The following is a 19,382-nucleotide window of genomic DNA, read 5'->3' as shown; positions in this document are numbered from 1 at the left end:
ATGGAGGGATCATGCAGTCGTTTTTTCGAAAGGTTTCAATCGGAAAGCGCGACATTCTTGCAACAGTTCCCGTTCAATGCCCGCTTGCCAGTGAGACTAGGCAAAGTTAGATAAGTTTCACTCGGTGGCTCCAATTCGCAAAAAGGGGAAATAAATAATGCGGAAATTCGTCATAGGCATGGCGATGGCCTCTACGGCCCTTGCTTCGCCTGCCCTCGCCAAAGAGGATGCATGGTACATCGGCGCCGAATTCGGCCCGATGATCGTGGAAGACCTCGATCTTGATGTCGACGCCGGAACCGACGAAATCGTCGTTGGCACCGACACCGGTTACGATGTCGGCGGCTACGTCGGCTACGACTTCGGTGCTTTCCGTCTGGAAGCAGAAGTCAGCTATCGTGACGCGGACATCGAAGAAGCCCTTATCGGCACGAGCGGTATCGCCAGCGGCCTCGGCCCGAACGGCCGTACGCCCGGTGGTTCGTATGTCGCCGACGGTGGCATCGACGCCCTGAGCTTCATGCTCAACGGCCTGTTCGACTTCGGTTCGGACGACGGTATCCAGGCCTATGCAGGTGCTGGTATCGGTGTCGCTCGCACGAACGTCGAAATGGCAGTCAACGTCAACGGCCCGTCGATCGACGACTCGAGCAGCGACCTCGCATGGCAGCTTCTCGCTGGCGTTCGCGCTCCGCTGACCGACAACATCGATGTCGGCCTGCGCTATCGCATGTTCACGGCTGAAGACGTCGCACTCGTCGACCTCGGTGGTCGCGACCTGGAAGGCAAGCTCCGCACCCACTCGCTGATGGGCACGCTGAGCTACAACTTCGGCGCTGCGCCGCCGCCCCCGCCGCCCCCGCCGCCGCCGCCGCCGCCGCCGCCTCCGCCCCCGCCGCCTCCGCCGCCGCCGCCTCCGCCGCCGCCGCCGGTTTGCCAGCAGGGCCCGTACATCGTCTTCTTTAACTGGGACGAGTCGAACATCACGCCGGAAGCAGCGACGATCCTCGACAACGCGGTTTCGGCATACGCCAACTGCGGCACGGCTTCGGTCATGCTCGCTGGCCACACCGACACCTCGGGCTCGGCGCAGTACAACCTCGGCCTCGCCCAGCGTCGTAACACGTCGGTTCGCGACTACCTGACCGCCCGCGGCATCCCCGATGGCCGGATCAGCAGCGAAGCCTTCGGTGAAAGCCAGCTGCGCGTTCCGACCGCAGACGGCGTCCGTGAACTCCAGAACCGTCGTGTGGAAGTCACCTACGGTCCGGGTTCGGGCATGTAATTCACTCGAAAGAGTCGAAACACCGAGAAGGGGCCGGAGCAATCCGGCCCCTTTTTCGTTTGGGCTATCGAAACGTCTTGCTTAGCTAAGGACCAATGATGACCCGCACGCCATTGACGATCGCACTCGCGTTCACCGCCACCGCAGCCCTTGCAGCCTGTTCGACCGTGGGCGATCTACCCAGTGAACGGGTCGCCGAGGCCCGGCTGACCTTCGCTAACGGAGTGCCTGCCGGAACCGCTCAGCTGGTTTCCAACGGGCAGACACTTACACTGGCTGTACTGGCTACCGGTCTCGAACCCGGCGAGCACGGCTTCCATCTCCACACGACAGGCAAGTGCGAAGCCCCTGGCTTCACAAGCGCTGGAGGTCACCTCAATCCTGGCGGGAACGAGCACGGCTCGCTCAACCCGCAAGGCAAGCATCTCGGAGACTTGCCCAACCTCGTCGTCGGTGCGTCGCGTAGTGCCAGCGCCGATGTCGATCTCGGCGCCGACACCGCAGCCCTGCGGGAACAGCTCTTCGATGCCGATGGCACCGCAATCGTGATCCACGCAGGGGCCGATGATTATCTCAGCGACCCCGCAGGCGATGCAGGCTCACGGGTGGCCTGCGGAGTGCTCACGCAAACCCGCTAGGCGGCCGCGTCAGACATCTTCGCCGGCCGCGCGAGCACGCTCGAGCAGGCTCGCTTCGGCAGTCGGAACCGTGCGGTAAGCGATGAAGAGCATGACCAGCCCGATCGGAACCGCGATCAGCAAGCTGAGACCGCCCGTCGAGAGGCTATCCGTCATCGTCGACACCTGACCTGCCATGTATGGGCCGAGCGCAAGGCCGACCAGCGTCGTGGCGAGGAAGAACGTCGCCGTCGCAGTCCCGCGCATCCGCGGAAGGACCAGGTCCTGCGTGGTAGCCGCAGCCGCACCCAGCGCCGAGCTGCCGCAAAGCGATTGCATGAATGCTGCGATATAGAAGGTCGTGGGATCGAGCGTCGTGAACATGATGTAGAGGAACGGTGCCGCTGCCACGAGGCCGAAGGATACTACAAAAAGGCGGCCGGTCGGCATGCGTTCACGAAGGTAGTCGGCCATGCGTCCGCCGATGATGACACCGAGGAAACCAGCCACGGCGCCTGGTCCGCCGATCCACCAGCCGGCAGTCGACGGTGCCTCTTCCAGAATGCGAATGGCGTAGGGTGCCGCCCAGAACGACGCCGCATAGGACATGAAAGCGACCATGCCATAGCCCAGGATCGTCGACAGGAAAGCCGGCGTTCCCCAGATGAGCGAGAAGGTCGGTTCGTCGCGACGCTTGAGGGTCGATGCCCACGAGAAGATCGCGTAATAGCCGACACCGACTGCGCCCCACTGCTGCGCATTGCCGGTGAAATCGGCCATCAGATAGGCTATCCCGCCGATGATTGCCGCGCCTGCGAGATTGAGAGCTATCCCGCGGCCACCTGCTTGGGCGGCGCCAATCAGGGTGAAAGGCGGGATGACCGCAATCAGCTCCTTGAAGAAACCGCGGAAGGGATCCTTTTGAGCGGGAGTGATGATGCCTTCGCTCTGGCCACGCAGCGGTTCGCGTAGGGTGAACACCAGCATTGCGAGAAGCAGGCCGGGAAGACCGACGATAATGAACGCGGCCTGCCAGCCGGCGAGGCCTAGCGGCGCATCCGTCGGGAACGACTGGTTCCAGTTCTCGACGATCGCGCCACCGATCAGCAGCGAAATCCCGCCGCCGATGTAGAGGCCCGACGAATAGATCGCGAGCGCCGTCGCGCGCATCTTCTTGGGAAACCAGTCGGAGATCAGCGAATAGGCGCTCGGGCTGGCGGTTGCCTCACCCACACCCACGCCGATGCGTGCCACGCTGAGCGTGGTGAAGTTTTTCGCAAAACCGGAGAGCGCGGTGAACGCCGACCAGATCGCCAGACCGGCTGTCATCAGCCTCACGCGGTGCCAGCTGTCGGCCAGTTTCCCGAGAGGGATGCCGAAAAGTGCATAGAATACGCCGAATGCCGTGCCGTAGAGAAAGCCGATCTGGTCATCGCGCAGCCCGAGGTCAGCCTTGATGTCCTCTGCAAGGATCGAGATGATATTGCGATCGACGAAGTTCAGCACATAAACGATCACCAGAACCCCGAGGGCGTACCAGCTGTACGCGGGGACCTTGGTGTCGGCCTCGCCTGCTGGAACCTCGTTTGCTTCGGCAGGCGTCGGCTGGGTCAAATTCTTACTCCATCAGGGCAGGCGCGTCTTTTGCGTAGACCGTCGTATCGACAAGTCCCGCCTCGTCAAACCCCTTTCGGCGAAGTCGGCATGAATCGCATGCCCCGCAAGCGAGCCCCTCGGGTGTCGGATCATAGCAGGACCAGCTCCATGCGGGATCGAGCCCGAGCCGGTGACATTCGCGGGCAATGTCGGCTTTGCTCATATGCTGGAGGGGTGCGTGGATGATGAAGGGTTCGCCTTCGACGCCTTGTTTGGTCCCAAGCCGCGCAGTCTCCGCGAAGCTCGCGATGAATTCCGGTCGGCAATCGGGGTAGCCCGAATAATCCAGTGCGTTCACGCCAATGAAGATATCGCGGGAATGCGATGTTTCGGCAAAAGCAGTGGTCAGCGCGAGGAAGACCAGGTTGCGGGCAGGCACATAGGTGACCGGAATATCGTTGCCGACACCATGCTTCGGCACGTCGATATCATCGGTCAGGGCAGATCCTCCGAAGCGCCTGAGGTCCAGCGGCAATTCGACATGCCGCTCGACACCAAGCTTGGCAGCGATTGCCTTTGCCGACTGCAATTCGCGGACATGACGCTGGCCGTAATCGATGGTCAGCGCGTGAACCGCATGGCCCCGTTCGCGAGCAATCGCGGCGGTCACCATGGAATCGAGCCCTCCTGAAAGCAGGACAACTGCGGTTCCGGACGAATTTTCGGCTGTCTGGTTCATGCCGCGCAGCTAAGCGCAAGCGGCCCGCGCTGCAAGTTTATCGGCAGCTTCCGGTGCGACGCGCTTCGGCAGAGAACTGGAACGGGCGGCCGTCCGCGATCCCCTGGCTATCGATCTGAACAAGGCTGCTACCTTCCTTGCGGATGTTGGTGCGCCCGTAGCCATTGCCGCGGCAGGTATATTGCACAGTCACTTCGTCGGCGCCGTCTTCAACGACGAAGCGATTGCAACCCGGCTCGCTATGGCGAAGCTGGATGAGCTCTCGCCCGCTTCGCACACAGATCGAGCGAGGCGCGGTTCCATCGCGGAAACGCAATTCCCATGCACCCTTTTCCAGCGTGTCGAGCATGGCGAGCGAAGACTGCGCAAGCGCAGGGCCGCCTAAAACAGCCGCCGGAACGGCAGCCAGCAGCGCACTCAATGCGACGAGTTTGCGATTCGACATGAACTTCATCAATCAACCTTTATCACACGTGCAGGCCGCACGAACTTACCCAATATAGTATATGCGCACGATGAACCGTTTCGTAACGGCGATAATCCGAGTGCTTCGCGTAATTGGCCTGTCCGGTTACGCCTCGACCGGGAATTTCCGAGAGCAGAATGCGCAATCGACCAGAATGATCCCGTTCTCGTCGCGCATCTCGGCGCGATCGGCTTCCGGGAACTTGGCCAGCACCGTCTGGTAATGCTCGATCGAACAGCGGCAACCGCGCGAGATTTCGGTTCCTGCCGCAATGCGCACTTCCTCTTCTTCGTGGAACAGGCGCCATACGATCGCCTCCATCGAGAGGTCGCTGTCGAGCAGCTCCTCATGCTTGATCGAACCACCGAGCACGGCAATATGCTCCCATTCGGGATGATCGAGACGGGCATGGAGCCGTTCGCGCCCCTCCTCGCCATCGGGAAGGTGCTGGATCAGCATTCCGGCAGCAAGACACCCCTTGCTGCTCGAGCGCACGGCCGTGCGAATCAGGGTCGGGACCTGCTCCGACTGGAAGAAATAGGTTTCGCACGCCTCGGCCAGAGTCTCGCCCTCGAGCGGCACGATGCCCTGGTAGCGACCCTTCCCCTTCGCGATATCGAAGGTAATCGCGAGATAACCCTTGCCGAACAGTGCGAAGAGCGAGGGGTTCGCGCCCAGCTCGACCAGCCTTTCATTGTCGAAATCGACATAGCCGCGCAGTTCGCCGCTGCGATAATCGCAAGCGAGCAGGTTGATGGCCCCGGCCTCGGTTTGCGCCTGCATTGTCACCTGCGAGCCGTCATCCTTGAGCAGCGAACCCATCAAGGTGGTCAGAACGAGAGCCTCGGCCAGGAGGTGAGTGATCGGCGCCGGGTAGTCATGCGCGGACAGGATCTCGTCGAGCGTCGAATCGAGGCGCACGATGCGGCCCCGCGTATCGCGCGAAGGAATGGTGAAGCTCAGCGTGTGACCGGAATAGGTCTCGGTATCGGTGTGCGGGTTTTCAGTCATGCGCGCGCATATGGGAGCGCACGGGCCGATTGAACAGGGGTGCGGTCAGGCGCCGAGTTTGCCGAAGCACCAGAGCAGGATCGATTTCTGCGCGTGGATGCGGTTTTCCGCCTCGTCGAATACGATGGATTGCGAGCCTTCGAAGACTTCTTCGGTAACCTCGTCGCCGACATGCGCCGGAAGACAATGCATGAATTTTGCATCGGGCTTGGCCTCGGCCATCAGCTTGCTGCCGACCTGGAAGGGAGCCATCGCCGCAAGCTTGTTATGCGCGTGGTCCTGGCCCATCGAAACCCATGTGTCGGTCACGATGATATCGGCACCTCGCGCAGCTTCTGCAGCGTCATGCGTCAGCGTGACATTCGCACCGCCCTTGCGGGCCATCTCGACGAATTCGCTTTCGGGCTCGTAGCCTTTCGGAACGCCGATCCGGACGTTGAACTTGAAGAGACCCGCCGCCTCGAGGATCGAGTGCAAGACGTTATTGCCGTCGCCGAGCCATGCCACTTCGAGGCCGGGCAATGCCTTGCCATGCTCGACCATGGTGAGCAGGTCGGCGACGATCTGGCACGGATGCGAACGATCCGTCAGTCCGTTGATGACCGGGACATGCGCATGACGCGCAAGTTCTTCGGCCTTTGCGTGATCGTCGGTCCGGATCATGATCGCATCGACCATCCGGCTGAGCACCCGCGCGGTATCGGCAATGCTTTCACCGCGGCCGAGCTGGCTGGTACCCGAATCGAGGATCAGCGAGGTGCCGCCAAGCTGGCGCATGCCGATATCGAAACTCACCCGCGTGCGGGTCGAATTCTTTTCGAAAATCATGCCGAGGACATGCCCCGCAAGCGGCGCATCCGCATCCGCCTTGCCTTTCGGCCAGCCAGCGCGTGCAGTCTTGCGGTCCTGCGCGTCGGCGAGCATGGCGGCGATCGCATCCCCGCCCGCATCCGATAGGTCGAGGAAGCTCCTCACCACCGGGGCCAGGTCGAGCGCATCGCCGCCCGCCATCAGCTTGCCGCCGGGTCGAAGCTTGCCGCGCCGGCGGAAAGCTTGTCGAAGAATTCGTCGAATTCCGCATCATCGGCAACGAGCGGCGGAAGCACGCGCAGCGTCTGGTCGCCCGCAGCGACCGTGAGCAATTGGTGATTGTCGCGCAGGTGCACGAAGAAGGGCCGGCTTTCGACCTTCATGCGCAGGCCCAGCATGAGGCCCTTGCCGCGGACGAAATCGAACAGCTCGGGATAATTGCCGATGAACTGTTCGAGACGGCTGCGCAGGCGCTCGCCCTTCTCGGTCACTTCGGCGAGGAACTCGTCATTCGCCACCGCATCCATCACCGCCATGCCGGCCGCCATGGCGAGCGGGTTACCGCCGTAGGTCGAGCCATGCGTACCGAAGCCCATGCCGCGCGCCGCCTTTTCGGTGGCGAGGCAGGCACCGAAGGGGAAGCCGCCGCCGATACCCTTTGCGGTGGCCATGATGTCAGGCTCCACGCCATAATGTTCGTAGGCATAGAGCTTGCCCGTACGCGCCACGCCGCACTGCACTTCGTCGAACACCAGCATGAGGTCGTGCTCGTCGCACAGCGCCTTGAGGCCATGGATGAATTCGTCCGAGGCCGGACGGATGCCGCCCTCGCCCTGGATCGGCTCCACCAGGAATCCGGCAGTCTTGTCACTGACAAGGGCCTTGGCACTCTCGAGATTGTCGAACTCGGCATACTGGAACCCGGCAAGCATAGGGTAGAAACCCTTGTGCATCTTCTCCTGGTTCGAGGCGCTGATGGTCGCCATCGTGCGGCCGTGGAACGCGTTGGTGAAGGTGATCAGCTCGGTGCGGTTCGAATCGCCATCTTCATGCTGGTGATAGGCGCGCGCGGTCTTGATCGCGCATTCGACCGCCTCGGCGCCCGAATTGGTGAAGAAGACCGTGTCGCCGAAGGTCTTGTCGACCAGGCGCTGCGCAAGCGCTTCACCCTGCGGGCTGCCATAGAGGTTCGAGACATGCATCAGCGTCGCGGCCTGCTTCTGGATCGCGCCGATCAGCCCTTCGTGGCTGTGGCCGAGCAGGTTGACCGCGATGCCGCTGGCAAAGTCGAGATAGCGCGTGCCGTCTTCGTCGATCAGGTGGCAGTGGTCGCCCTTCACGGGGCGCACGCCGCAGCGGGGATAGACGGGCATCAGCGGGCTGATCGACATGTTCGGGTACTCTCCTCGAAGATTCAAAGACAAATGGCGGCCCCGGAACGGGAGCCGCCATCTGCGTGTTTGCCAGCGATCTATTCCTTCGCGCTTCTCAGGTCAAACGCCTCGCGAAGGTACCGGTCCGCGCCTTATTCGGCGGGGGACAGGTTGACCGCGGAATATTTGCCGCGTCGGTCGACTTCGAGATCGAACTCGTAGCGTTCGCCTTCGTTGATGGCGGACAGGCCCGAGCGCTCGACTGCGCTGATGTGCACGAATGCGTCCGGCTGGCCATCGTCGCGCGTCAGGAAGCCGAAGCCCTTCATCGAGTTGAAGAACTTGACCGTTCCGGTTGCCTTTTCGCCGGTCAGTTCACGACGGGGCGCTTCGCTCTTCGCTTCGACCGGGATCACGTCGCCAACGACCTGCAGGTCCTGGGCGGAAACCTTGCCGCCGCGATCGACGAGGTTGAACTCGAGTTCCTGGCCTTCGGCGAGGCCTTCAAGGCCGGCACGCTCGACTGCGCTGATGTGGACGAAGATGTCTTCGCCGCCGGTTTCCTGCTGGATGAAGCCGAAACCCTTCTGCGAGTTGAAGAACTTCACGGTACCCTTGCCGGTGCCGACGACCTGTGCGGGCATGCGGTTGCCACCGCCGCCACCGCCACCGCCGCCGCGCGGGCCGCCGCCGAAGCCGCCACCACCACCGCCGCCGCGGTTGCCGCCACCAAAGCCGCCACCGCCGCGATTACCGCCGCCGTAGCCGCCTCGGTCACCACCGCCGCCACCATAGCCGCCGCGATCACCGCCGCCGAAACCACCACGGTCTCCGCCGCCATAACCGCCGCCCTGGTCGAAACCACCGGGAGGACCACCAAACGGATCGTAGCTATCTTCGCCGATATTGTCCCGCTTGTCCCGTCCGCGGCGCCGCCCTCTGTCGTAACCCATAAGTCCTAAAATACCTTGTCGCGCAGCCAAGTAATCGTCGCGAGGGCACGTAGGCTGCAAGGCGTGCCGTTCGCATAAGTCAGGCGGATTCAATGAAGAAATCCTCCCGCACGGACCGAGGCATAGCGTGATTCTTCACAGCATGCGAATATTTTAGCGTCGAGGGGTCGTCTGGCGCACAAATGTGACATTTTCGCAAGGCGTCCCGCCTGCTCGTTTCCCTTGCAAGCCAGCCCTCGCTTCGGCAACGAGCATTTTCATGGACCTTATCGCACTGTTCAGCGACCCGGCAGCATGGCTGGCGCTCCTCACCCTGATCGCACTCGAAATCGTCCTCGGTGTCGACAACCTTATTTTCATCGCGATCCTGTCGAACAAGCTGCCCGAGCACCAGCAGCAGCGGGCACGGCGGATTGGCCTCGCGCTGGCGCTGATCATGCGTATCGGCATGCTGATGCTGATCGGCTGGCTGGTCACCTTGCAGGCCCCGCTCTTCGATCTGGGCATCACGGGCGAGCCGGGACCTTATGGCGAGCCGACGTTCGAAACAGCCTTCTCAGGCCGGGACCTGATCCTCCTGATAGGCGGGCTGTTCCTGCTCTGGAAGGCGACCAAGGAAATCCACCACTCGATGGAACCGGAGGACAATTCCGGTGACCTGCTCGACAAGACCCCGGGCCCGGCGGACGCGGTGAAGGCAACCTTCGGGGCGGTCATCGCGCAGATCGTGGCGATCGACCTGGTCTTCTCGGTCGATTCGATCCTGACCGCTGTCGGCATGACCGACGAGATCCCGATCATGGTCATCGCGGTGGTCATCACCGTTGGCATCATGATGATCGCCGCGGATCCCTTGGCGAAGTTCATCGAGAAGAACCCGACGCTGGTGATGCTGGCGCTGGCCTTCCTCGTCATGATCGGACTTGTCCTGATCGCCGACGGCTTCGGCTTCCACGTTCCCAAGGGATATATCTATGCCGCGATGGGTTTCTCCGTCGGCGTGGAAATTCTCAACATCATCCAACGCAAGCGCCGCGTTCCCGAAACCAGCGCACAAGAGGGCTGATCAATGACCGACTTCAGGAAGATTACCGAGAACCTGCTCGCTTCGCCCCAGATCGAGCCTGCCGACGTTGCGGCGGCCAAGGCCGAGGGCGTGACCCTCATCATCAACAACCGCCCCGACGGCGAAGCGCCCGACCAGCCGACTGGCGCCGTGATTCGCAAGGCGGCACTAGATGCCGGGATTGATTACAAGGCCATCCCAGTCAGTTCGGCGGGATTTTCCTTGCCGCAGGTCGACGCGATGGCCGAAGCGCTGGCCGGCACGACAGGCAAGACGCTCGCCTTCTGCAGGACGGGGACGCGCTCGACACTGCTCTGGGCCCTTGCGCAGGCAAAGAACGGTGGCGACCCCGAGACTATCGCGATGCAGGCCGAGTGCGGCGGCTACAATGTGGCGCCGGTCCGCCCGACCATGGACATGCTCGCCGGCAAGTCATCCGACTGATTACTTGCGATAGTCGAGGGGGGGATCGCGGTCCCCCAACAGCGAGACGTATTCGTAATCCTCACCTCGTGCGGCATCAAATTCCGCACGCGCCGCTTCGCGCAGCTCCGGGTTGCTGAATAGTTCAGCAGCCATGAGCGTCAGCGCTTTCGCGGCGTGCTGCGCGCCCTTGTGACCGATCGAATGACCGCTGGCGGCAACCGCCTGCCAGCTGTGAGCGCTGGTACCCGGCACCCATGTTGCCGTTCGCACTCCGACGGTCGGGGTGGCCCACGACACGTCACCGACATCGGTCGAGCCATAACCCAAGCTCTTCGCGTAGGGCTGGACCTTGCCTGCTTCCTCGAGCGGGATGGCGTTGTCACCGAAACTCTGTGAGATCGTTTCCGCCCATTCGCGCTCTTCTGGTGTGTATTCGATCCCGCCGAGACTTCGCAGCTTCTGATCCATCACCCGCGCCAGCGTCTCGTTCACGAGCAGCGGGTTGTTGCCGTGAATGATCTCCCATTCGACCTCTGTACCAGTTCCCATGGCGGCACCCCTCGCGGTGGCCTCAAGCCGTGTCCAGAGGGCACGGACCTCGTCTGCATCGGAATGGCGGACGTAGTAGAAAACCTCCGCGAAATCGGGGATGACGTTCGGCGCCGCGCCGCCCTCGGTAATGACGTAATGGATGCGCGTATCCATGCTCGTGTGCTCGCGCATCATGTTGACCATCATGTTCATCGCTTCCACGCCGTCGAGCGCGCTGCGCCCGCGTTCGGGAGCGCCTGCCGCATGGGCCGATACACCGCGAAAACGGAACTTCGCCGACCGATTGGCCAGACTGGTGCGCGCAGCAGCACTATTCTCGTCATCGGCATGCCAGTGAAGCGCGATGTCGACATCGTCGAACATGCCGGCGCGGGTCATGTACACCTTGCCCGATCCGCCTTCCTCTGCCGGCGTCCCGTAAAGCCGGATACGGCCGGGAGTCCCCGTCTTCTCGAGCCAGCGCCTGATAGCGATCGCCGCTGTCAGCGATCCGGCCGCAAACAAATTGTGCCCGCAAGCATGACCGGCGCCATGCGCGGAGTGCTCGCGGGTCGGCGAGGAAGTCTGGCTGATGCCGGGTAGCGCATCATATTCTGCAAGGATCGCGATCACCGGACCGCCCTCGCCCCACTCCGCAACGAAAGCGGTCGGGATATCGGCGATGCCTGCCTCGACCGAGAAGCCTTCGCTTTCCAGTTCGTCCTGCAACAATGCGCTTGATCGCGTTTCGAGATAGCCGAGCTCGGCCCAATCCCACAATTGCTGGGCGACACGCCCGGTCCGCTCTTCCTGTGCGGCAACTTCATCGAGCGGCTCGGACGTCTGCGCGGTAACCGGCATTGCAAATGCGATAGCAGCGCTGGCGAAAAAGGCGGCGGTCCTCATAAATTCTCTCCCCGAAGCTTGCGCCTGCTTGCCGCAAAGCGAGGCGCGTGCCAATCCGTCAATGCAATGGACCTCCCACCTGCCCTCCTCCAGTTCCTCGGCTCGCTCGCCGCGATCCTCGCGCTTGCAGGGCTGGCATGGTGGATGAAACTGGGGCCGCAGACCGCTCTGGCAAACGAAGACGAAGCACGTTTCGCTGCCAATGAAGCGGTCGACGGCTTTGCTGCGACAGAGGTCGCGCTCGACAAGGAAGGTCGCGGCGCGCTTCTCGGCGATGCACAGGGACGGATCCTGCTGTTGCGCCCTCATGGAACGCATTTCGCGGGCCGTGTCCTGACAGGCGAGGCAAGGGCGCGAGTCGACGGGCCCACGCTGGTGATCGACACTGCGGAGCGCCGCTATGGTTCGGTGCGGCTGGCCATCGCCGACCCTCAAGCTTGGGTTAAGCGCGTCGAGGCGATAGGATAGCGCGAACGCCATGCCCGATTTCTCGCCCACCGAATATGCCGTGCCAGGCTTTGTCGCGCTGGTCCTGATCGAAATGATCTGGGCCTGGCGGCGCAACCCGCGCGCCTATGAACCGAAAGATACGCTGACCAGCCTTGCCTTCGGGCTTGGCAGCACCGTTGCCGGGCTGCTGTTCGGCGGACTGTTCTTCGCGCTCTACCTGTTCGTGTGGGAATTCCGCGTTTTCGATATCGGCTGGGCATGGTGGGCGTGGATCGCCTGCTTCGTGCTCGACGACCTCAAATATTACTGGGTCCACCGCTTCGGCCACCGCGTCCGCTGGTTCTGGGCGAGCCATGTGAACCACCATTCGAGCCAGCATTACAACCTGAGCACCGCGCTCCGCCAGACCTGGACCGGCTTCCTGACGCTGGGTTTCGCTTTCGCATTGCCGCTGGTCCTGCTGGGCTTCCACCCGGCGATGATCGCGATCTGTGGCGGGTTCAACCTGATCTACCAGTTCTGGATCCATACCGAGGCGATCGACCGGATGCCGCGCTGGTTCGAGGCGGTCATGAACACGCCGAGCCACCACCGCGTCCACCACGCGACCAACCCGCGCTATCTCGACCGCAATTACGCGGGCGTCTTCATCGTGTGGGACAGGATGTTCGGTACGTTCGAGCCCGAGGCGAAGGACGAAGAAATCCGCTACGGCATCGTGAAGCAGCTCGGCAGCTTCAACCTGCTGTGGGCCGTGTTCCACGAATGGATCGGCATTGCGCAGGACATGTGGCGCGCGCCGTGGAAGCACAAACTGTCCTACCTCCTGCGCGAACCCGGCTGGACACATGACGGCAGCCGCCAGACCAGCGACGAAATCCGCGAGGCATGGCTCCAGCGCGCCTCTGTCGACTCCGGGGGGAAACCAGTTTCGGAAGAAAACCCGATTGCGGGTGAGGCCGAGGCTGCCTAACCTTTCGAATCGAGAGGAGAACCCATGGACGAATTCGACATAGTGGTCATTGGCGGCGGCAGCGGCGGCAGTGCGGTTGCCGGACGGCTGGCCAAGGCAGGCAAAAGCGTTTGCCTGCTCGAGGCAGGCGGACGGAATGACGGGTTCCGCGTGACGATCCCGGGCATGCTCGCTTTCAGCAACGACAAGATCAACTACCGCTTCGAGACCGTGCCGCAAAAGGGCCTCAACGGCCGTACCGGCTACCAGCCGCGTGGCAAGGGTCTTGGCGGATCATCGGCAATCAACGCCATGGTCTATATCCGCGGGCACCGTTGGGATTACGACAATTGGGAAAGCCTTGGCTGCACCGGCTGGGGCTATGACGATGTTCTTCCCTATTTCAAACGCGCCGAAACGAACGAGCGCGGCGCAGACGCGTATCACGGGGACGAAGGGCCGCTCTTCGTTTCAGACCAGAAGTTCTCCAATCCGGGCAGCCGTGCCTTTGTCGAGGCCGCGACCCAGCTGCAGCTGCCGCATAACACCGATTTCAACGGTGAGAAGCAGGCAGGCTTCGGCCTCTACCAGGTGACGCAGAAAGACGGTGAGCGCTGGTCGGCCGCGCGCGCCTATGTCGAACCGCTGCGCGGCAGCAAGAACCTCGACGTGCGTATCGGGGTCACCGTCCAGAAGCTGGAAACCGAGGATGGCCGGGTCACCGGCGTGACCTATTCGGTTGGCAAGCGTTCGCGCACGGTCAAGGCGCGCGGCGGTGTCGTGCTGAGCGCCGGGGCCTTCAATTCACCGCAGATCCTGATGCTCTCGGGTATCGGCCCGGCAGAGCACCTCAAGGAACACGGTATCGACGTCGTGCTCGACAAGCAGGCGGTAGGTTCGGACCTTCAGGACCATCTCGATTACGTGTCGAGCTGGGAAAGCCCGAGCAGGGAACTGCTTGGCGACAGTCTCCAGGGGACGCTGCGCATGGCGAAGGGCCTCATCGAGCATCGCCGCCATCGCACGGGCCCGTGGACCTCGCCCTATGCCGAGGCGGGCGGGTTCTGGACCGTGATGCCCGATGCGCCCGCACCGGACGTCCAGTGGCATTTCGTCCCGGCGATGCTGGAGGACCACGGCCGCACCAAGGTCAAGGGCCACGGCTTTTCCCTGCATGCCTGCGTCCTGCGCCCCGAAAGCCGCGGCACGGTTCGCCTCGGCAGCCGTGATGCGGCAGATGCACCGGTCATCGATCCCAATTTCCTCGGCGACGAGCGCGATCTCGCGACCTTGCGCGAGGGCGTCAGGCTGTCGCACCGGATCGTCGAAAGCCCGGCCTTGCAAGCGTACAGTCCCAAAGACCGTTACCCCATCGATCTCGCCGATGACACCCAGCTCGACGAACTGATCCGCAGCCGTGCCGATACGGTCTACCACCCTGTCGGCACCTGCCGCATGGGTGCAGGCGAGGACGATGTCGTCGACCCCACGCTCAAGGTTCGCGGCGTCGAAGGCCTGTGGGTCGCCGATGCCAGCGTGATGCCGCGACTCGTATCGGGCAACACCAATGCGCCGAGCATCATGATCGGCGAACGCTGCGCGGACTTCGTGAAAGACGCGCTCGCTGGGTAGGCTGGCCGAAAGGGCCAGCGCCCTGAAGCGCGACGTCCTCGCGCTATGGCTGGCCGCCCGCGACACGCGCACTCCGCTGGCAGCAAAGCTCCTCGCAGGGGCCGTTGCTGCCTATGCGCTAAGTCCGATTGACCTCATTCCCGACTTCATTCCCGTGCTCGGGCTGATCGACGACCTGCTGATCGTGCCTGCCGGAATCTGGCTGGTCCTGCGCATGATCCCCCCGCCTCTGCTCGAAGAACTTCGCGAGAGTGCGAGCGCAATGGCCGGGCGTCCCGCATCGCGGATCGGCGTGGCCGTAGTCGTGACGGCCTGGCTTGCGGGGTTGGTGGCACTCGCCCTCTTCCTCCTTTGACAAAAAAGGGGCCGGAACTCGTCTGAGTCCCGGCCCTTCACAAGTCGGTGTTCGCAGGAGGAACATGGGTGGGCGGGGCCGCCCGGGAGAGAGAGAGGAGAGAGTGGGCGGCCCCGCCAAGCTTGTTAGTTGTAGGCGCGCTCCCCGTGTTCGGAGATGTCGAGCCCGTCGACTTCGGTCTCTTCGCTGACCCGCAGGCCAACCGTCAGCTTGACCAAGTAGCCGGCGATGAGCGTGCCGATTGCAGCCCAGGCAATGGTGATCAGGACCGAGAATACCTGGATGCCGAGCTGCGTACCCAGCGCGGTCGAACCGTCGCCCGGGCCGCCGATCCACGGCTGGTAGACAACTGCCGTACCGATCGCGCCGACGATGCCGCCGATACCGTGGATGCCGAAAGCATCGAGACTGTCGTCGTAGCCGAACTTGGCCTTCACCTTGGCGACGAAGAAGTAGCAGACGGCTGCCGACAGGATGCCGAGCAGGATGGCACCGAACGGGCCCGAGTTGCCTGCCGCCGGGGTGACGGCAACGAGGCCTGCAATGACGCCCGAGCAGAAGCCCAGCGCCGAGCCCTTGTGACCCGCAAGCTTTTCGATGACCATCCAGGCCAGCGCACCTGCTGCCGTGGCAACGAAAGTGTTGATCATGGCGAGGCCAGCCGAACCGTCTGCTTCGAGAGCAGAACCGGCGTTGAAACCGAACCAGCCAACCCACAGCAGCCCGGTGCCGACCATGGTCAGCGTCATCGAGTGCGGCATCATCGGCTCTTGCGGCCAGCCACGGCGCTTGCCGAGGAGGTATGCAAGGACGAGGCCCGAGACACCCGCGTTGATGTGCACCACGGTACCGCCGGCAAAGTCGAGCGCGCCGTCTTCGAACAAGAGGCCGCCGCCTGCCCAGACCATGTGAGCGATCGGGAAATAGACGATGGTCAGCCAGATCGGCACGAAGGCCATCACCGCGCTGAACTTCATGCGCTCTGCCGTCGCGCCCAGGATCAGGGCGGCGGTGATTGCGGCGAAGGTCATCTGGAAGCTGATGAAGACATATTTGGAGATGACTTCATCGGTGAAGGTGGCTGCCGTGCTGCTCGCATCGGTGCCGGCGAGGAAGTAACTGCCCCCGCTGATGAACCAGCCCAGCGGGCCTTCGTAAGTCGTATCGCCGAATGCAAGGCTGTAGCCCCACATCACCCAGATGATCATGGCGAGCGCCGCGGTGGCGCCGATCTGGGTCATGGTGGAAAGCATGTTCTTCGAACGGGTCAGGCCGCCATAGAACAGCGTCAGGCCCGGGATGATCATGAGCAGCACGAGGATCGTGGCGGTCATCATCCAGGCGTTGTTTCCAGGGTTCGGCACGGCCACGGTAGCAACTTCGGCCGTTGCTGCGGCGATCGGTGTCCCGGCCGCATTGGCGGCCTCGGCGGCTTCCTGCGCCAGAGCGCCCGTAGCCGTGAAAAATGCAGCGGCACCGGTGGCGGCGACGCGCATGAGATTACGCATGGTCATCTGTGTCACTCCTTGCCGCGTCACAGCGCGGTTTCGCCGGTTTCAGCGGTACGGATGCGGGTGGCGCTGGCGAGGTCGAAGACGAAGATCTTCCCGTCGCCGATGCTTTCGGTGCTTGCGGTTTGCTGGATGGTCTCGACCACCTGCGGCGCGAGATCGTCTCCGACCGCGATTTCCAGCTTCACCTTGGGCAGCATATTGGTCGAATATTCGGCCCCGCGATAAATCTCGGTCTGGCCTTTCTGGCGGCCAAATCCCTTGACCTCCGACACGGTCATTCCGGCAACGCCAACCGCGCCGAGGGCTTCGCGCACCTCGTCGAGCTTGAACGGCTTGATGACGGCGATGATGAATTTCACGCGCTCACCCCTTCCTATTGCGAACCGGCCCAAGCACCGGCGTTCGCACATGCAGCAAGGGGCGTGCCAAACAGGAAATGAGGGAAAATTGCGCGCTTAGGCCCGCAATCGCAATATTTATTGCCTAAATATTAAGCGGTAGCCTATTTTTTAGTCAGCTCAAGTCGGGCAACCACGGGCAGGTGGTCCGATGCAACGGCAGAAAGTCCGGTGTGGTGGACATCGGAATGGACGCAGCCCCAGTGCGTGCTTGCGACGATCCGATCGAGCGTCGCCATCGGCTGGCGAGAGGGATAGCTTTTGCCCGGGGTCACAACGGTCCAGCGATCGGCGAATTCGCGCATGGCGCCGGTGCTGCGGCCCCACTGGTTGAAGTCGCCCATGATGACCGTCGGCAGGTTGCGCGAGCAGTCCTCGACGAAGGACACGAGCGAGCGGATCTGGTCACGCCGCCTCAGGCCGGACAGGTCGAGATGCGTCCCGATGATCCTTATCCGGTGCCCCTCGATCGTGATCTCGCCGCACGCCGCCCCGCGCGGCTCCAGGGTCGGAAGGTCGAGAGCTTCGCCCTCGTGAACGTCGAATTCGCGCCGGACGAGGAGCGCATTGCCGTGCCAGCCGATGCTGCGCGGCCGTTTCGCCACCTCGACCAGCCGCCAGTGCGTATCGTCGATCTCTGCTCGCGGGATGCAGGTTTCACGCGCACCGATGCGCCGGTCTGCCTCCTGCAGGGCGATAACATCGGCGTCGATTTCGTGGATGACCGACAGGATGCGCTCGGGATCGCGCTTGCGATCGAGACCAACGGCCTTGTGGATGTTGTAGCTGGCGAAAGTTAGCTGCACGGGGCCTCAACTATTCGGCCGCGCGGGAGTTGCAGTGCGATTCAGTCATCGGCGATGAAACGGTCTGTCGGACGGGTCGGCAGACCGTCGATGCTGCTTGTCCGGCCCTGGTATTTCGTCACCCATTCTTCCGGATCGGTCCGGCTATGCGCTTTCTTGAGCGTCTCGCGCTCCTCGCGATATTCCATGAAAGGGACGCCCCAGCCGCAGCTGGTCTGGACGCTCTCGACCGCGATGTCGAAAATCTGGCGGGTGCCAGGCATCATCTCGAAATGGGCGGAGAGTTCGGCCCAGTCGCTGTCTTGCGGCAGCACCGCGCGGCCCTTGCCGTAAATCCGCAGGATCAGCGCCGGCCGGTCGAAATTGCAGAACATCAGCGTGATGCGCCCGTCTGCTGCGAGGTGCGCGTGGGTCTCGTTGCCCGAACCGCCGAGGTCGAGATAGGCGACCCGGGTCGGCGCGATGACGCGAAAGGTGTCGTAGCCCTTGGGGCTCAGGTTGATGCGGGCATCTTCGGCGGCGGTGGCGACAAAGAAGACCGGCTGCTTGCCGATCATCGCGATGTGCTTGTCGTCCAACGCGTCGAAGAAGTCTGCCATCTAGAGAAAGTCCCTGATCGTCTTCATGAAGCGGTCGAACTGGTCGTGGTGGAGCCAGTGGCCGGCATTCTCGAACTCGATCACCTCGGCGTTGGAGAAGTGATCGAGCCTGCCGTCGCCCTCGGGGTTCGAGGCCCAACTGTCGGCGCCGTATAGCAGCAAGGTCGGCGCGGTGATCGCCGCCCAGGTCTGGTGGAGGAACTCATCGGCTATGTCCTCGACCGCCCAGACATTGAGGTGCGGATCGAACTTCCAGCTGTAGGTGCCATCCTCATTGCGATTCACGCCGTGGATCGTGAGATGCCGCGCCTGCTCCTCGGTGAGATAGCTGTTTTCCTCGATCATGCGGGCGAAGGCGGCCTCGATGCTTTCGTACTTGCGCGGACTACGGCCCGAGGCAGCGCGCTTCTTGCCGATCCATTCGGCCATCCGCTCCGGATAGGATTTCTCGCGCATCTCGGCCTGCCGCTTGGGGCTGGGCCCGAGACCTTCGATGGCGACGATCTTCTTGACCATATCGGGGAAGGTGCCCGCATAGCGTAGCGAGACATTGCCGCCCATCGAATGGGATACGATCGTCACAGGCCCCACACCCAGCTGGTGGACCAGTTGCGCAAGGTCGTAGACCATGTCACCTACCTGGTAGTTGCCGTCGGACACCCAGTCGCTGTCGCCATGTCCGCGGTGGTCCATCGCCACCACATGCCAGTCGTCGCGCAATTCCTCGGCAACCCAGTCCCAGCTGCGCGCATGGTCGCGTCCGCCATGGACGAGGACCAGCGGCGGCTTTCCGCGATTGCCCCAATCGAGATAGTTGAGGCGCAGGCGCTGCGAGATGAAGGTCTGGGAAGTGGGGCCGGTGAGGGTCATGCAGCCGCTTTGCAACGGCTGCACAAT

General features: G+C 62.9%; 21 protein-coding genes. 8 read left to right on the top strand and 13 right to left on the bottom strand.

The features are described from left to right. The first annotated feature begins 157 nt into the window (after positions 1-157). On the top strand, positions 158-1,285 hold the full coding sequence (locus K3136_RS09425; RefSeq protein WP_221430060.1) for an OmpA family protein: 1,128 nt from the start codon (positions 158-160) through the stop codon (positions 1,283-1,285). A gap of 95 nt (positions 1,286-1,380) precedes the next feature. Beyond that, positions 1,381-1,923 (top strand): superoxide dismutase family protein, encoded by a 543-nt coding sequence (locus K3136_RS09420; RefSeq protein WP_247711325.1) that lies wholly within the window; start codon positions 1,381-1,383, stop codon positions 1,921-1,923. 9 nt (positions 1,924-1,932) lie between these two features. Here K3136_RS09420 and K3136_RS09415 read toward each other — a convergent pair whose 3' ends face one another. The 7 genes from K3136_RS09415 to K3136_RS14130 all read right to left on the bottom strand — a co-directional run bounded on the left by K3136_RS09415 (position 1,933) and on the right by K3136_RS14130 (position 8,850). Continuing rightward, positions 1,933-3,516, bottom strand: coding sequence for a spinster family MFS transporter (locus K3136_RS09415; RefSeq protein WP_221430059.1), 1,584 nt, complete (start codon positions 3,514-3,516; stop codon positions 1,933-1,935). Positions 3,517-3,520: 4 nt separating this feature from the next. Beyond that, the gene (gene queC / locus K3136_RS09410; RefSeq protein ID WP_221430058.1) at positions 3,521-4,237 is read right to left on the bottom strand and encodes a 7-cyano-7-deazaguanine synthase QueC; all 717 of its coding nucleotides are present in this window, start codon (positions 4,235-4,237) and stop codon (positions 3,521-3,523) included. A 37-nt stretch (positions 4,238-4,274) separates the two neighbouring features. Further along, positions 4,275-4,691 carry a hypothetical protein gene (locus K3136_RS09405; protein ID WP_221430057.1) on the bottom strand — a complete coding sequence of 139 codons (417 nt, stop codon included), beginning with the start codon at positions 4,689-4,691 and terminating at the stop codon, positions 4,275-4,277. 117 nt (positions 4,692-4,808) lie between these two features. Then, positions 4,809-5,714, bottom strand: a complete 906-nt coding sequence (hslO, locus tag K3136_RS09400) for an Hsp33 family molecular chaperone HslO (protein ID WP_221430056.1) — start codon at positions 5,712-5,714, stop codon at positions 4,809-4,811. 45 nt (positions 5,715-5,759) lie between these two features. Further along, positions 5,760-6,725: an ornithine carbamoyltransferase gene (gene argF, locus K3136_RS09395; protein WP_221430055.1), complete on the bottom strand. Its 966-nt coding sequence runs from the start codon at positions 6,723-6,725 to the stop codon at positions 5,760-5,762. After that, positions 6,725-7,915 (bottom strand): aspartate aminotransferase family protein, encoded by a 1,191-nt coding sequence (locus K3136_RS09390; RefSeq protein ID WP_221430054.1) that lies wholly within the window; start codon positions 7,913-7,915, stop codon positions 6,725-6,727. The genes argF and K3136_RS09390 overlap by 1 nt, the downstream gene beginning before the upstream one ends. 134 nt (positions 7,916-8,049) lie before the next feature. Further along, positions 8,050-8,850: a cold-shock protein gene (locus K3136_RS14130; protein WP_221430053.1), complete on the bottom strand. Its 801-nt coding sequence runs from the start codon at positions 8,848-8,850 to the stop codon at positions 8,050-8,052. 259 nt (positions 8,851-9,109) lie between these two features. On the opposite strand from K3136_RS14130, the gene K3136_RS09380 reads away from it, so the two are divergent. After that, the gene (locus K3136_RS09380; RefSeq protein WP_221430052.1) at positions 9,110-9,916 is read left to right on the top strand and encodes a TerC family protein; all 807 of its coding nucleotides are present in this window, start codon (positions 9,110-9,112) and stop codon (positions 9,914-9,916) included. A gap of 3 nt (positions 9,917-9,919) precedes the next feature. Continuing rightward, complete coding sequence (locus K3136_RS09375) at positions 9,920-10,360, top strand: protein tyrosine phosphatase family protein (protein ID WP_221430051.1); 441 nt, start codon at positions 9,920-9,922, stop codon at positions 10,358-10,360. On the opposite strand, the gene K3136_RS09370 is transcribed toward K3136_RS09375, so the two are convergent. After that, positions 10,361-11,779, bottom strand: coding sequence for an amidohydrolase (locus tag K3136_RS09370; protein WP_221430050.1), 1,419 nt, complete (start codon positions 11,777-11,779; stop codon positions 10,361-10,363). Between the two features lie 66 nt (positions 11,780-11,845). On the opposite strand from K3136_RS09370, the gene K3136_RS09365 reads away from it, so the two are divergent. Genes K3136_RS09365 through K3136_RS09350 form a run of 4 tightly spaced genes read left to right on the top strand, consistent with a single transcriptional unit; the run spans position 11,846 to position 15,168 of the window. After that, on the top strand, positions 11,846-12,247 hold the full coding sequence (locus K3136_RS09365; RefSeq protein ID WP_221430049.1) for a hypothetical protein: 402 nt from the start codon (positions 11,846-11,848) through the stop codon (positions 12,245-12,247). Positions 12,248-12,257: 10 nt separating this feature from the next. After that, positions 12,258-13,202 carry a sterol desaturase family protein gene (locus tag K3136_RS09360; RefSeq protein WP_221430048.1) on the top strand — a complete coding sequence of 315 codons (945 nt, stop codon included), beginning with the start codon at positions 12,258-12,260 and terminating at the stop codon, positions 13,200-13,202. 24 nt (positions 13,203-13,226) lie between these two features. Then, positions 13,227-14,813 carry a GMC family oxidoreductase gene (locus tag K3136_RS09355; protein WP_221430047.1) on the top strand — a complete coding sequence of 529 codons (1,587 nt, stop codon included), beginning with the start codon at positions 13,227-13,229 and terminating at the stop codon, positions 14,811-14,813. Continuing rightward, positions 14,806-15,168 (top strand): YkvA family protein, encoded by a 363-nt coding sequence (locus K3136_RS09350; RefSeq protein WP_221432288.1) that lies wholly within the window; start codon positions 14,806-14,808, stop codon positions 15,166-15,168. Before K3136_RS09355 ends, K3136_RS09350 begins: the two co-directional genes overlap by 8 nt. A 125-nt stretch (positions 15,169-15,293) precedes the next feature. On the opposite strand, the gene K3136_RS09345 is transcribed toward K3136_RS09350, so the two are convergent. The 5 genes from K3136_RS09345 to K3136_RS09325 all read right to left on the bottom strand — a co-directional run bounded on the left by K3136_RS09345 (position 15,294) and on the right by K3136_RS09325 (position 19,355). Further along, positions 15,294-16,682 carry an ammonium transporter gene (locus K3136_RS09345; RefSeq protein WP_221430046.1) on the bottom strand — a complete coding sequence of 463 codons (1,389 nt, stop codon included), beginning with the start codon at positions 16,680-16,682 and terminating at the stop codon, positions 15,294-15,296. 20 nt (positions 16,683-16,702) lie between these two features. Continuing rightward, positions 16,703-17,041: a P-II family nitrogen regulator gene (locus K3136_RS09340; RefSeq protein ID WP_221430045.1), complete on the bottom strand. Its 339-nt coding sequence runs from the start codon at positions 17,039-17,041 to the stop codon at positions 16,703-16,705. A 143-nt stretch (positions 17,042-17,184) separates the two neighbouring features. Next, entirely contained in the window at positions 17,185-17,886 is a 702-nt protein-coding gene (locus K3136_RS09335) for an endonuclease/exonuclease/phosphatase family protein (protein WP_221430044.1), read from the bottom strand. Positions 17,887-17,927: 41 nt separating this feature from the next. After that, positions 17,928-18,485, bottom strand: coding sequence for a pyridoxamine 5'-phosphate oxidase family protein (locus K3136_RS09330; RefSeq protein ID WP_221430043.1), 558 nt, complete (start codon positions 18,483-18,485; stop codon positions 17,928-17,930). After that, entirely contained in the window at positions 18,486-19,355 is an 870-nt protein-coding gene (locus tag K3136_RS09325) for an alpha/beta fold hydrolase (RefSeq protein ID WP_221430042.1), read from the bottom strand. Positions 19,356-19,382 lie beyond the last annotated feature (27 nt).

Source organism: Qipengyuania gelatinilytica (genome assembly GCF_019711315.1).
Classification (GTDB): Bacteria; Pseudomonadota; Alphaproteobacteria; order Sphingomonadales; family Sphingomonadaceae; genus Qipengyuania; species Qipengyuania gelatinilytica.
This window is presented reverse-complemented; position numbering and strand designations above follow the sequence as displayed.

Bases quoted from the DNA above. Each gene is read 5' to 3' on its own strand.
- K3136_RS09425 (WP_221430060.1), top strand. From the start codon at position 158: ATGCGGAAATTCGTCATAGGCATGGCGATGGCCTCTACGGCCCTTGCT.
- K3136_RS09420 (WP_247711325.1), top strand. From the start codon at position 1,381: ATGATGACCCGCACGCCATTGACGATCGCACTCGCGTTCACCGCCACC.
- queC (WP_221430058.1), bottom strand. From the start codon at position 4,237: ATGAACCAGACAGCCGAAAATTCGTCCGGAACCGCAGTTGTCCTGCTT.
- K3136_RS09405 (WP_221430057.1), bottom strand. From the start codon at position 4,691: ATGAAGTTCATGTCGAATCGCAAACTCGTCGCATTGAGTGCGCTGCTG.
- hslO (WP_221430056.1), bottom strand. From the start codon at position 5,714: ATGACTGAAAACCCGCACACCGATACCGAGACCTATTCCGGTCACACG.
- argF (WP_221430055.1), bottom strand. From the start codon at position 6,725: ATGGCGGGCGGCGATGCGCTCGACCTGGCCCCGGTGGTGAGGAGCTTC.
- K3136_RS09390 (WP_221430054.1), bottom strand. From the start codon at position 7,915: ATGTCGATCAGCCCGCTGATGCCCGTCTATCCCCGCTGCGGCGTGCGC.
- K3136_RS14130 (WP_221430053.1), bottom strand. From the start codon at position 8,850: ATGGGTTACGACAGAGGGCGGCGCCGCGGACGGGACAAGCGGGACAAT.
- K3136_RS09380 (WP_221430052.1), top strand. From the start codon at position 9,110: ATGGACCTTATCGCACTGTTCAGCGACCCGGCAGCATGGCTGGCGCTC.
- K3136_RS09375 (WP_221430051.1), top strand. From the start codon at position 9,920: ATGACCGACTTCAGGAAGATTACCGAGAACCTGCTCGCTTCGCCCCAG.
- K3136_RS09370 (WP_221430050.1), bottom strand. From the start codon at position 11,779: ATGAGGACCGCCGCCTTTTTCGCCAGCGCTGCTATCGCATTTGCAATG.
- K3136_RS09365 (WP_221430049.1), top strand. From the start codon at position 11,846: ATGGACCTCCCACCTGCCCTCCTCCAGTTCCTCGGCTCGCTCGCCGCG.
- K3136_RS09360 (WP_221430048.1), top strand. From the start codon at position 12,258: ATGCCCGATTTCTCGCCCACCGAATATGCCGTGCCAGGCTTTGTCGCG.
- K3136_RS09355 (WP_221430047.1), top strand. From the start codon at position 13,227: ATGGACGAATTCGACATAGTGGTCATTGGCGGCGGCAGCGGCGGCAGT.
- K3136_RS09345 (WP_221430046.1), bottom strand. From the start codon at position 16,682: ATGACCATGCGTAATCTCATGCGCGTCGCCGCCACCGGTGCCGCTGCA.
- K3136_RS09330 (WP_221430043.1), bottom strand. From the start codon at position 18,485: ATGGCAGACTTCTTCGACGCGTTGGACGACAAGCACATCGCGATGATC.
- K3136_RS09325 (WP_221430042.1), bottom strand. From the start codon at position 19,355: ATGACCCTCACCGGCCCCACTTCCCAGACCTTCATCTCGCAGCGCCTG.